This is a genomic window from Klebsiella sp. TF21-TM, from assembly GCF_019753495.1.
Lineage (GTDB): Bacteria > Pseudomonadota > Gammaproteobacteria > Enterobacterales > Enterobacteriaceae > Klebsiella > Klebsiella quasipneumoniae.
Genome location: NZ_JAIJYL010000038.1, coordinates 18,534 through 31,174, shown reverse-complemented (window position 1 = coordinate 31,174; position 12,641 = coordinate 18,534). Strand labels below are relative to the sequence as shown.

Genomic DNA, 12,641 nt, shown 5'->3' with positions numbered 1-12,641 from the left:
GACTGTCTGTTTGCGGTGAAAGGAAAGCTACCCAAGCGAATCGATAAGTCGATCTGCCAGCATGTTACGGCACCGCGACTTGAGAACTCGCGCAAGCCTGACATCATCCGCGAAAAACTGGTTCAGCTACTTGGAGATGTACCGCGCATAGAGCTATTCGCCCGCCAGTCATCTCACGGTTTCGACGTCTGGGGCAACCAATGCGCCACCGCTTCCGTTGAGCTGATACCCGGCTGCGCCATCGACGTTGTGAAGACGGAGGCAGCATGAGCGCGGCAGCTTACTACAACGAAAACAACCCATTCGCGGCGCAGTGGCTGCGTAACCTCATAGCCGCCGGGCATATCGCCCCGGGCGAAGTTGACGAACGGAGTATTGAAGATGTCACACCTGACGACCTCAGAGGATTTACCCAGTGCCACTTTTTCGCCGGGATCGGCGTCTGGTCTCATTCCCTCCGCCTCGCCGGATGGCCTGACGATAAACCGGCCTGGACTGGCTCCTGCCCTTGCCAGCCTTTCAGCGCGGCAGGCAAAGGCGATGGGTTTGCTGACGAGCGGCACCTTTGGCCTCACTTCTTCCACCTCATCAGCGAGCGCAGACCTCAGCATGTCTTTGGCGAACAGGTTGCAAGCGGTAACGCAAACACATGGTTCGACCTTGTACAAGCAGACCTGGAAGGAGTGGGATACGCCTTCGGGCTTGTGCCGTTTACGTCAGCGGGCATCGGTGCGCCGCACATCAGAGAGCGGGCCTACTGGGTGGCCAACGCCTACAGCGTCATCAGTGACCGGCGCGGGAACGTCCGGGCGCCAGGGCGGGATGAATATTCAAACGGCGGCGATGATGTCAGGCTGGCCGACTCCAACCACGATCGACAACAACCAGGTCAGGGGGCTGGGTGCCGCTGCCAATGCGCCGAACAGGGGATCAACATTGGGAGGGGCGGCCAGAATGGCGGGCTGGGTAACGCCAACGTCGCGCGACTGGAAAGACTCGGCTGGAATGACGGCGCAGCGGGACGGGAAGGAACGACTGGACCAGCTGCCGCGCCAGGCGTTCATGACGGGCTGGCCAACACCGACAACGAGCAACACTCGATCGCCATCAGTGGATGCGGCCATGAACATGCATCGACAGGACGGGAGCAAGACTCAACAGCGCCTGCAGGACTTCGCGGGGATTACCGGGCCCTTGAGGTTAACGGTTTTTGGCGAGATGCGGACTGGCTCTTTTGTCGAGATGGAAAATGGCGTCCAGTTGAACCCGGCACATTCCCGCTGGTTGATGGGGTTGCCGCACGCATGGGACGAGTCGAGCCCGGGGTGGCAAGAGTGGCAAGCAGCAACCGCGTCGGCCGCCTGAAAGGGTACGGTAACGCTATAAACGCCCAGGCAGCTGCGGCTTTCATTCGCGCTTATATGGGGGTCGCATGACGCCAGAAGAAAAGAAAAATGCGCTCAGAAGCATCGCGCGCAGGGCTAACGATGAGGTTAAGGCAAAACGGCGGTCATCTCCCGCTTTAAGTTGCGACGAGATATCACGACCGATCCTCAACGGATGCATGCCGCTGATAAGGCAGCTTGGGTTAACGCCAAGCCATCTCTATGTGGAAATCGGCATTTTGAACGGAAAGATAAAGGAGCGCTGACATGCCAGAAATCATCGATCAGGCCAACGAGCTGGCAGAGCGCCGGCTGGAAATGACCATCCAGAACATGCGCATCAACCACAATGCAGTTTCGGCTACTCACTGCCGCGACTGCGGGGAAGAGATACCCGATCGGCGCCGGGAACTGGTGGCGGGATGCTAGCGCTGCGCTGACTGTCAAGAAGAGCTTGAAGAACGTGGTAAGCATTTGGCTATAACGAGAGGTGGAAGATGAAACATGAGATGCAACCCGATAGCCTTGTTGATTTGAAGTTTATCATGGCCGATACTGGCTTCAGCAAAAGCTTCATCTATAAACGAATCAAAGCAGGAGACCTGGCAAAAAGCAGGGTTATACACGGTCGAGCAAGATGGCTATTTAGCGAGCACTGCGATTTCAAAAAAAGGCTCCTTTCCCGCTCCGATGGGTAAAGTAACGAGTAAAATATTTTTCACACGTAAAAAACATCATCCATTTCAAACCCCTGCATATCAGGTTAGATGTATGCAGGGGACACCATAACCAGGCGCAATAGTCTTCTCCCTCAACCCCCATTGCGTTACATCACCATTCCGTGCGAAAACATAAACCTACACTCTCCCTTCCCTATCGCTTGTAAGCATCCCTGTGAACCAAACCATTCACTTTTAGAGATCTTCCGTCATATTGATGATGTCCTTTGAGGAGCTCGCCACGCGTAAAGCACGATTCACCGAACACCAGATCATCGCCGTTCTCAAGTCCGTTGAAGCCTGACGTACCGTCAGGGATGTCTGCCGCGAAGCCGGTATTTCTGAAGCCAGCTATTACAACTGGAAGGCGAAGTACGGCGGTATGGAAGCCTCAGATATCAAAAAGATAAAAGACCTGGAGGAAGAAAATCGCCGTCTCAAACAAATGTTCGCCGATCTGAGTCTGGAAAATCGTGCGTTAAAAAACGTCATCGAAAAAAGCTTTAAACCAGCGATAAAGCGTGAACTCGTCAGCTATCTGACGGCGCAATTTGCCATGAGTTTACGCCAGGCCTGTAGGACGTTATCGCTGAGCAGGGCAGTGTATTTTTATCAGCCCGATACCCGGCGTGATGAGCCGGTGATCCATGTGCTAGCTGAACGCTATCCGCGCTACGGCTTTAAGAAGCTGTTCCAGCTGCTGCGCAGGCAGGGCCATACCTGGAACCATAAACGTGTTCACCGGATTTACTGCCTGCTGAAACTGAATTTTCGCCGTAAGGGAAAGCAACGGCTGCCAGTACGTAATCCAGCACCATTGACGACGCCGCAAGCGTTAAAACAGAGCTGGTCCATCGATTTTATGCACGACGCGCTGGTGTGCGGTAGACGCTTTCGGACCTTCAATGTGGTGGATAATTTTTAACCGTGAGGCACGGGCGATAGAAATCAACCTTAATATCCCGGCTCAGCGAGTCGTCCGGGTGCTGGACAGGATCGTGATAAACCGCAGCTACCCGCTGAAGATGCGGATGGACAACGGGCAAGAACTGGTCTCATTTACGCTGGCACAATGGGGCGAAGAACATAGCGTATAGCTCGAATTTATCAAGCCGGGTAAACCAACACAGAATGCGTTCATCTAACGGTTCAAACGGACTTACCGGACGGAAGTTCTGGATTTTTACCTGTTCAGAACACTGAATGAAGCACGGAAAATGACAGAGCGCTGGCTGATGGAATATAACAACCAGCGGCCTCATGAATCCCTGAACAACCTGACGCCGGAAGAGTACCGGCTGATGGCAGAAAAAACCGGGAATCTCAAAAAGTGCGTGGAACTAAAACGGGTGTGCTTACACAATTGTGCGGGGTTTGTCCGGGTCGAGGTCGTCACGCTGCCTTTGGGCATCATCAGCAGCGATTTTGACGCCAGTACGTCGTCTTTAAGTACCGTATCTGCCTTGCACAGCAGCGTCTGGTAATCGGCGGCATCAACCGCTTTACGATCCCTGAGCTAACAGGTCTAACACTAATAAAGGACACTATAAATTTTATGTAGACAATTTCAGATAACCAAGGCGAGTAATGTTGTAAATTTTTTAGTTAATGACGGCACTCCAAAAATTCAATAGTATCAACCGAAAAATTACTTCGTTCGAGATATTGTTTTTTTTCATCTTCCCTCAAACTATTCCAAAATGGTTCCCAATATACATCCCACCAAAACGCCATCTCTCCTTGCAGACTACCATAATCACCGAGGTTTTTATCAGGGAATACCGTTTCTGGCCCTGGCGGCTCTAAGCCTTTCTCACAAAGACATTTGACAAATTCATTATCATTAGTGATAAGCCTTACTATATCCTGTCCAAACTCTTTAAATTTATAACAAATGAGAACTTTATTATGATCTACAATTTTCTTTTTCCTCTCATTTATTTCCACTTTTTCATTAAAAAACAACCTAATTAAACACTCAATAACTGATAGATCTTCAGGATTAATCATAAATCGCGCTGAGTGAGCATATATATTGTTTTTTTCTAAAGAAACAAATGAAGGATATACATCCCATCCCTTTGGCAAAGCACTAAATTGTACAAAAGGAAATTCATCCTGGAATTCATTCTTTTTTCTAAACAAACTAAATAAATTAATTTTCATCAATATAATCCGCCACCCAATCGGCTCCAAAGTAGCCTGCAGTTCCGAATATAATTCCGCCAACGAGTCCTGTCAGAACCGCCCCTGGCCCTGTCTCAATACCAACCGCCGCACCTGCCACTGTACCTATTTTTGCTCCGGCAACTGCCATCCCCCATCCTCCTGCTTGTCTGATGACCTCAGCAGCTATCGGTTTCACGCTACCGTTTTTAAGCGATTTTTCAGACGCCTGCTCTAGATCATAGGCTGTGAAGACAATCCCTGTTACCTGTACCACACGAGCACCGCGCGTAAAATACTTTGTGTATTTTAATGTTTCTGGAGTAAAAACTGCAGCAGCTGGTATTTTTTCACCGTGCAGCAATACTTCTTTATCTATATCCTTAACATAAGTTGCTATTTTATCAATGCGTTTCTCCAGGTGGGGATATTGTTTCTTATAATCGTCAAGACTCCTAAGTATCTCTTCTGTAGTAATTAATTTTGCACCTGATTTAACAGCTTTATCAATATCAACGATAATTGTTTTACCTTCAAATCTTGGGGATCCTTCCGGAAATGCAGAACTAGTAGAGATATACGCTGATGCATTATCCCCCATCACATGCTCTGCTACAGAGTAGGGAGCAGAAAAATTCTTTGGAATTAAACCATATCGTTCCGGATTAGTCTCTGAAAGTATTTTCGCTTCTGACAAATCCATTTTTGAAAGGTAAGGATCAGAGTTTGAAGCATATATTTTTCTAACTAAAAAACCGTCTTTACCTGGCTCATCAACAACAGTAAAAAAAAACGCTCGAGCGGGCATTAACAAACCAGTTACGTCGTACGTTGAATGTGGAGTTTCATTAGTTAACGTTGAATACTCAGTCATCTACCATTTCTCCAGAGCCTGGACACCTAACCAGATGGTAAGTTTGGATGATTCCTTTGAAAAAACGCGTTTGCATAGACCTTGGTTGTCGGTGACACCTTTAAATGTTTCACCACTTTCGCTAGAGATAAAATACGGAACATTGGCCATAGGCTTACCACTATCATTCAAGATCCGGAATTGTTCATCGAAGAATCCATCCCTGATTAAATCTTCAACTAATGGCATCGATATTGGTGACGTTGGTATTGAATTTGCACCAGCCGCCATCGTCCGCTTCACCTTCCTTATATACGTCGCTGTCGTGCCATACTCGACCTTTCCGGCCTCAAGCCACAGATAGCTTCCTCCGCCGATCAGCGTGATGCGTTTTTTTCCGGCAAACGAGATGTCACTCGCTGAGCTCAGCGTCAGCTTCTTCTCAGCAAACAACCGCATGCTGGCGTTTTGCGCCTGGACATCGATTGGCCCTTCCCCGGATTTCAGGCTCAGCTGGCCGGTGCGGGCAAAGAGCCCGAGCTTTTCCCCGGTAAGTAGCGTCAGGTTGCCCATCGCGCCTGTGCTGATATCTCCGCCAGCATTAATGGCGACGTTTTTGCTGGCGGCCAGTTGCATATCTTCCCCGCTGGTCAGGGCCATGCCTTCCGGCGCCGAGAAAAGTACCGCTTCATTAAGCGGTTTCAGCCGCTGCTCAAACATCTTTATCTGGCTGTCCACGTCCGCTTTCAGCGCCTGCGCCTGCTCCGCGGCGATTTCCAGCTGCTGCAGTTGCTGATTGAGCCTGTCGATTTCCTTCAGCGCAGCGCTCATATCCAGTGCGTCACCCTGCGCTTTCGCCTGCACATCCGCGCTGACAAACAGTCCCTTTCCTGCTCTCAGGGTTCCCCACTCATCGGTGCGCAGCTCTGTGCCCGTGCCGCGACGTTGCCCCTGCGCATCCACCAGGTGCCCGCTGTTGAGCTGCGTCCTGCCGTATTCCGTGGCGAGTTTAATGTGCTCCTCACCGCGCTTGTCTTCCATGCGTAATTTTGAGTTGGCAGGCGTCCGGAGGATGTTTCGGGTGTGATTGTCCCGGTTCACAAGGTCCGGGTGCTCCGAGTCGTGCAGCGCATACGCGATGTACGGCAGGTCAATATCACCATTGCTGTACGCAATCGCCACTTCGGTGCCGTCGGTAAGCGGCGTGTGCCAGCCATATGTTTCGCCGGAATATGGCTTCGCCATCCGCAGCCACAGATACGCGTAGCCCGGTTCGCTCTCTTCCCGGTCAAAGTTCAGCCTGGCCCGGTAGCGCCCCTGTTCGTCCAGGTGAGCGTAAATATCATTTTTCTCACGACTTTCGATCCGGGCCGGAAGTGTGCCGTGAATTTCCGGACGCGGGATTTCCGCCGGGCGGAAACAGTATCGTTCGGTGTAAGGCATGCCCCATACCGACACATGCAGGCGGGAATCACGGGCGCCACGAAAGGTCACCAACGTGAGGATAACGCCTTGTTTCAGGGCCGTAATGACGTCGCCCTGCGGCTCCAGCACCTGCCCGGGCGCGAGATGTGAAGCGTTGCTGAACAGGTGAATGCGTGCCGACCTGTTGAGCTCCCGCTCGTGGTGAAGCCGGGCCCAGAACGCGCCGGATTCGGTCTCCGGCTCCGGGCTGGCGTCATCACCTGCGTCACGATACGGTGCCGCGTAGCGGTAATGCTCCCCGGTGGTCACCGCATCATTCCGCACGCTGACCGTCGCATCCATCGGTGTGAAGGCGGTCCGGTAGTTGTAATCCCGCATGGCGACGGTGCCGGTGGCGATATTGTGCCAGGTCCGCACATCCCAGACCGATTCTGCCGCGCCGTCGAACAACCCCGATGGCTCGCTGTACGGCAGGCGCACATCAAACTGGTAGTTAAGCTGGCTGTCGGCAAAAATGTACGTATCCAGACCGCGCACGTCGTCCATCATCGTGCGCCAGTAAATTCCCACCTCAGACAGAATGCGCCGGATGAATTGCAGGTCCGTCTCCTGCCACTGAGTGATAATTTCACGTGGTGGGTAGGTGCGCTCCAAGCGGAAGTCAAAATCAGGTCCCTCCAGCCCGTGTTTACGCAGCACCTGCTCAACCACCTCAGGAACGGACTGATTCTGATATACCGCGCACTGTCGGGTGTATCCCAGAAGCGCCAGGCGCGAACTGAGCGTAAGCCGATAACGGGACTGGTCCCTGGATGTGGAAAGCCATTCCAGGCGGGTCACCATGCCGTGGATATTTTTGCCGCCACGCATGCGGAAGGAGGCATATTTCATCAGCACCTGTTCCGGGAGGATGTTCGCCTGCAGCGTGGTGAACTCGATGTCCCATCTGAATGGTTCGCTCAGTGCTTCCCTGCCGTAAAAACGCAGAACATCCGGCTTCACTGAACTGTCATTGATATCCAGAAAATATCGGGTCTGTCCGTCAAAAAGCGCTGACCAGTTATCCATCACGTCACTCCTTCACCGGCACGAGGCTGAGCCAGCCATCAGCCAGCTCAATCGTGCGGGGTTTGTCCGGGTCGAGGTCGTCACGGGTCAGCACCAGGCGCCAGCGGTTATCCTTCTGATCCGGGCGGTTAAACAGTCCCACCACCGCCACGAACTGAGCATCTTCATCCATGGGCATATTGAGCGTCACGCTGCCGTTGGGCATCACCAGCAGCGCTTTTGACGCCAGCATATCGTCCTTAAATACCGTATCGGCCTTGCGCAGTAGCGTCTGGTAATCGGCGGCATCAACCGCTTTACGATCCCTGAGCTGATAGACTCTCACCATGGTCGCCAGCGGCGTCTGTGCGCCATCGGCGTTAATGGCCGTACGCGGGGTAAAATCCAGATGCAGCGTTTTAATTTTCCTGTAGAAGATGGATTTCGTGATGCTGACCGTACCGTCCTTAACGGTCTGAGTCAGACCGCAGCCTGAGAGCAGACCACAGGCAATAAGCGTCAGCGCCCACCAGCGGGTTATTGTTGCCATTCAAAAGTTCCTTTATTGAGAGTGGGAGTACGTGATTATTCGAAGCGGTAGTGCCCGTCTTCAGCGGACGGTAACGCAGAACATTGCAACCCTTCATAGCAGCCCAGACTGACGGTCAGACTCTCCCGACTATTGCTGAGCTTGCCAGCTTTCAGGCCCAGCAAGCCGGTGCGGCCCAGCTGGATACGTCTGCCCTTACCAAGGCGAGGCTCAGGCAGCAATCGTACAGGTACGGTGAGACGCAGTCGGGCGTCACTGCGGTAGCCGAGATAGACGCGCAGCAGGACCAGCAAATCGGTATGGAGGACACCACCGGGTAACCAGCCTTCCGCCTCGTCCGGATCCGCTGTCTCCAGCGTCACCAGTACCCGGCTGCATGCTTCCCTGGCCGTTTTACCCAGCGTGGCCCGCTGCGAAAGACGGATACGGTTTCCGCCCCCCAGCCCACTGCGGTTATCGATACGAACCTTAACCGGATCCGGTTCGGTGATTATTGCCCGGGTATTTGGCGCCAGCAGGCTCACCACAGCCCGGATGCCTTCGGCGTTACGCGTGGGCAAACGCATGGTGCCCAGCAGGGCCAGAAAGCGGGACACCGGCGTTGCCACTTGCTCAGACGTACCCGGTATACCGAGTCCCACCAGCCCCAGCAGACACTGTGATGTGGCATCTCGCCCACCGGCCTCGAAGGTTGCCGGATACGCGTATTTTCGCCAGATCCGGTAATACTGCGTAGTGATCCGGTGGCTGAAAATGTCCAGGAATGAAGTGACCGCCTCGTGTCCTTCACGGCGCTGCGCGATATCGTCCAGCCAGGACGTCGGCAGAGGGGAGTCCACCCCATACACACCAAGAAATGTCGTACGGACCGTTGGGGGCAATGTCGGATGGTCTTCGTCGGTCTCCACCGCTTTCAGGGTACTGACCGGGAACCCCATACCTGGCCAGGGCCTGAATCGTACCGGGTCGTCGCCCGGATGGCTGGTAGTGCCCAGTTTCGGCGCGTCCGGATTTTCCTGTTCCAACAGCTGGCAGAAACGATAAAAATTGGCCCGCCAGATATCTTTGTTAAGGGCCAGCGTCAGCCCGGTACGTGCTGGCTGTGATTCTCGCGCCATCTCAGTCGTTTCCCTGTCGGTTGCAGCACCAGCGTGAGCTGGTTAAAGAGGTGAATATCGGCATAGCGCGCGAAGAATCGGTGCAGCATCTCGCCAAAGAGATTTACATCGCCCTCGCCTGCAAAATTATCCGTATTCAGCGTGACCTCAATGTCAACGCCCCTGAGCATAAAGCCCTTCTCAAAACGGCGGATCAGGGTGTGCTTCACAGCGACGATGGCTTCAAGCCGACGGCGATTCATTTCATCGTCGGTCCAGTCATAGAGCGCCAGCGTGCCCCGCAGCACTTCCGGATTGTCCATCATGCTGAGGAAGTTTGATCCGAGGTGACTCATCACCCGCCAGTGAAAACGATCGTTTGCCGGGGGATATAACGGCATTGTCGGTGCTGTGACGTTCAGTACCCTGACGGGCACTTTGCCGGTTTTGACCACCCTGTCCAGCAGAGTGCTTTCCAGTGCCTTACGCGGAAGCTGGCCGTTGGTACCGGTTATTCGCATCGAAAGGGATTCTGGTTTATCGGACAGCTGCTCCAGCTCGAACGAGCGCCCCCCGAGAATTAACCAGGTGTCATACAGACCAGAGGGGCCGCGTTTCACGCGAGTGTGGAAATAACGCTCAGGAGCATCGTGGCGCATCATACCGCCCCGGTGCCGAAAGCTGGTGAACGGCACATAAGGATGTTTGCCATTCTTCACCGCGCCATGGATGTTATCGACGCTGTAAATCTCGGTGTGACCATCCTGAAGACGCAGCGGCCTGAGCAGGTATTCGTTCTCCAGCGGGTTAAGCGTCAGCGGGTCGGCTTCCAGGGTGAAGAGATTGATGACCGGCGCACAGTGCAGCCGGAAGTTTTCCGTTTCAAAAGGCAGATCGGATGACCAGGCTTCACTGAGCACGATGTCGATTTCAAACCAGGTGCTGGCCGCAGTGAGCCCGATGGCCTCGAGGCCGCGCATTTCCACAAACATAAACTTCGGACGGAAGCTGAAATACTCCAGCAGTAGCTGGTAACCGCTGAAGGCAGTATCGGCTTTCTTCCACAGGCCGTCATTGTCATCAAAGCCCATGGGTTTGCACCAGCCATCAAACTGATGACGTTCGGTGTATGTCCCTGCATGGCGGGCATACATGGCGTGGACTCGACGGGTCATTGCCAGATGCAGCGCAGAGCTAACCGGACTCTCTGCGTTGAGGAATATGGCGACCTTGTCGATCCCGGCTTTACGCCAGTCCACTTTTTCAGGGCATTCGAAGCGCAGACGGATAGCAGAGCGGCCATCGGTTTCCGTATGCAGGCGGGCGTCAGCAAGGTGCAGCGGTTGTAGCGGCACATCGCGGGTTGTCCGGTACTGACAGGCTGTTTTATGCGGCCCGACAGGACGTGACAGAACGGAGAAGCCTTCCGCCAGCATTTCGGCCTGACGCAGACTACGCCAGTCTGGGGAGAACTCAACGATGGCCAGCGACGGGATGGTGCGCATATAGTGCGGCCACAGCAGACTCACCAGCCCTTCAGTGAGCTCTGGCAGATCATCATCCAGCTTTTCACGCAAACGGCCCATCAGGAAGGCAAAGCCTTCAAACAGACGTTCCACATAGGGATCGCGGGCGCCAGGTTTATCCAGATTAAGCATTGCTGCTCGGTCCGGATGAGCCCGGGCAAACTCTTTACCGGCTTCTCGCAGGTAGCGCATCTCTGCTTCGTAATAGCGCAGGGTTAAATCATCCATGAACGGCATTCCTGAAAATTATTAAAGAGTACATTAGCCACAGAGCGCCATGGCACGGGCCGGGTCGATGGCGATCAGACGCGCCAGTAGCGTATCCATCTCAGGCATCAGACGGGATTTATCAGATTCGCTGCGACCGGCTTTCAGGCGCAGCAGCTTCAGGCGACGAGCCTGGACTTCAAACAACAGTGCGGGTTCCCAGTCTTCCAGCGTCAGCTGTGGTGCACTGGTGGTCAGTTCGCCAAGCAGGTGAAGCGCCATATCGTTTCGACCATACTGCTCTGCCACCCGGGCCATCAGCAGGCGTATCAGCCAGCGATGGCGTGGTGTGTCCATTCCTGGTCGGGACTGGAGCCAGGCAAGCGCCGCCTCGGGTCCTTCCGCGTCGCCTTTTGCCATAGCTTCGGATTCAAGAAGCAGCACATCATCAGCCTGGCCATTAACGACGGTTGCGGGTTCATCGCCATACAGCAGGCCTTCTTCATTCACTTTTCCAGCGATCCAGGCGGAGGTGACTTCATCAGCGAAGGGAGTACCGTCATTCCATGCCAGGCCTTCAAGTCCCGGAAGCCGCTGAAGTAGCAGTCGCAGATCAAGAAGAACGGAATCTGTCCAGGCATCCCACGGGTGACCGGCATGACTGAGCCCCTGCCAGAGATACCATTGAAGATCGAGCCAGAAATGATTCACGCCCTCGCAAAATATCTGACTGGCCTGCTCAACCAGTTCAGTCCAGTTTTTTTGAAGCCAGAGCCGCTTTAGTTGAGCCCGATACTCGACCTTCGGCGGTAACAGGCGGGTGCGCCCGCTACTGTCCAGCGGAGGGATCTGTTCGACCGTGTCCCAACGCACGGTCTTTATCAGCCGGTAAGAGGCCAGCCAGCCCTGCGGCTGCTCGCTCAGCCAGCGAGAAAGTAACTTTGCCTGGTCGAGTAAATCGCGGCCCGATTTTACCGCTGACAGTTGTGGTGAATCCGAGTGGGCCGGTTCGCGTCCGTGCTCCTGAGTACTACTGTTCTGGGGGACCAGTGCTTCCATCCCCCCCGAACGTGCCAGGCGGTTTTCTAGAGTGGTACAAAGCCCTGCAAAAGACGGTTTCTCGGCTTCCGGCCAGTCCGCCACTGTGGATTCAAGCAGGCTTATGGCGCCCGCCGTAAGACCGGCATCATTGCGGTCTACCTCAGGCCATAACAGCAGTGCATCAATCACTTTTGCACTGTTCAGCCACTGCAGCGCAGCTTTACGTGCTGCAGGACGCTGGGGATGACATGCCTGCCCGTAGCGAGTCAGCATTGCGACAAGCAGCAATAAACCTTCAGCCAACCCTTTTTCACCGTCGCGGCTGAGTCGGGCCTGCACATACCAGGTCACCACACGAATGTCTTTTGCGCATTCGTAAAGATACTTTCGGGCCAGCTCGCACAACCGCGCTGAATCGGTACCCGATATCTTATTGATCTCTTCACGCATCAGCAGAAAATTATCATCGTATGCGGGATCGTCCCCGGTTTCAGACCCCGGGATGAACGGGTGCAGCCAGTTATCCATAATGATAGGGCGCTGGAGGCTTTTCCGATAAGATGCTGCTGCTCTTCCTGATTTGTGGTACATGCCGATAACAGTGCCTGGGGTGAACTCATGTTTT

At 53.9% G+C, this 12,641-nt stretch carries 11 protein-coding genes and 3 pseudogenes; 6 read left to right on the top strand and 8 right to left on the bottom strand.

What is annotated here, in order from left to right; all coding sequences use genetic code 11:
- The 6 genes and pseudogenes from K5R89_RS24270 to K5R89_RS24245 form a co-directional block, all read left to right on the top strand.
- The coding region (locus K5R89_RS24270; protein WP_260630711.1) for an MT-A70 family methyltransferase at positions 1–270 on the top strand (270 nt) is incomplete at its 5' end.
- On the top strand, positions 267–1,436 hold the full coding sequence (locus K5R89_RS24265) for a DNA cytosine methyltransferase (protein WP_217259595.1): 1,170 nt from the start codon (positions 267–269) through the stop codon (positions 1,434–1,436). The genes K5R89_RS24270 and K5R89_RS24265, both read left to right, overlap by 4 nt.
- A complete protein-coding gene (locus tag K5R89_RS24260) occupies positions 1,433–1,651 on the top strand; it encodes a hypothetical protein (protein ID WP_004146321.1) in 219 nt (72 codons plus the stop codon). The genes K5R89_RS24265 and K5R89_RS24260 overlap by 4 nt, the downstream gene beginning before the upstream one ends.
- 1 nt (position 1,652) lies before the next feature.
- Positions 1,653–1,814, top strand: a complete 162-nt coding sequence (locus tag K5R89_RS24255; protein WP_217259596.1) for a TraR/DksA family transcriptional regulator — start codon at positions 1,653–1,655, stop codon at positions 1,812–1,814.
- Positions 1,815–1,882: 68 nt separating this feature from the next.
- On the top strand, positions 1,883–2,083 hold the full coding sequence (locus K5R89_RS24250; RefSeq protein ID WP_029602656.1) for an AlpA family transcriptional regulator: 201 nt from the start codon (positions 1,883–1,885) through the stop codon (positions 2,081–2,083).
- A 241-nt stretch (positions 2,084–2,324) separates the two neighbouring features.
- Positions 2,325–3,448: pseudogene (locus K5R89_RS24245) on the top strand (IS3 family transposase).
- Positions 3,449–3,488: 40 nt separating this feature from the next.
- On the opposite strand, the pseudogene K5R89_RS24240 reads toward K5R89_RS24245, so the two are convergent.
- The 8 genes and pseudogenes from K5R89_RS24240 to tssA form a co-directional block, all read right to left on the bottom strand.
- Positions 3,489–3,620 (bottom strand): annotated as a pseudogene (locus K5R89_RS24240) (type VI secretion system lipoprotein TssJ); the annotation flags it as partial.
- Positions 3,621–3,709: 89 nt separating this feature from the next.
- The gene (locus K5R89_RS24235; protein WP_053065909.1) at positions 3,710–4,270 is read right to left on the bottom strand and encodes a hypothetical protein; all 561 of its coding nucleotides are present in this window, start codon (positions 4,268–4,270) and stop codon (positions 3,710–3,712) included.
- Positions 4,260–5,144: a hypothetical protein gene (locus K5R89_RS24230; RefSeq protein WP_087824995.1), complete on the bottom strand. Its 885-nt coding sequence runs from the start codon at positions 5,142–5,144 to the stop codon at positions 4,260–4,262. Before K5R89_RS24230 ends, K5R89_RS24235 begins: the two co-directional genes overlap by 11 nt.
- On the bottom strand, positions 5,145–7,616 hold the full coding sequence (locus tag K5R89_RS24225) for a type VI secretion system Vgr family protein (RefSeq protein WP_217259597.1): 2,472 nt from the start codon (positions 7,614–7,616) through the stop codon (positions 5,145–5,147). It lies immediately after the preceding gene.
- A gap of 4 nt (positions 7,617–7,620) precedes the next feature.
- Entirely contained in the window at positions 7,621–8,145 is a 525-nt protein-coding gene (tssJ, locus tag K5R89_RS24220; protein ID WP_217259598.1) for a type VI secretion system lipoprotein TssJ, read from the bottom strand.
- A 35-nt stretch (positions 8,146–8,180) separates the two neighbouring features.
- Positions 8,181–9,263: a type VI secretion system baseplate subunit TssG gene (gene tssG, locus K5R89_RS24215; RefSeq protein WP_048336262.1), complete on the bottom strand. Its 1,083-nt coding sequence runs from the start codon at positions 9,261–9,263 to the stop codon at positions 8,181–8,183.
- The gene (gene tssF, locus K5R89_RS24210) at positions 9,227–10,996 is read right to left on the bottom strand and encodes a type VI secretion system baseplate subunit TssF (RefSeq protein WP_217259599.1); all 1,770 of its coding nucleotides are present in this window, start codon (positions 10,994–10,996) and stop codon (positions 9,227–9,229) included. Before tssF ends, tssG begins: the two co-directional genes overlap by 37 nt.
- Positions 10,997–11,029: 33 nt before the next feature.
- Positions 11,030–12,636: pseudogene (gene tssA / locus K5R89_RS24205) on the bottom strand (type VI secretion system protein TssA).
- Between the last annotated feature and the right edge of the window lie 5 nt (positions 12,637–12,641).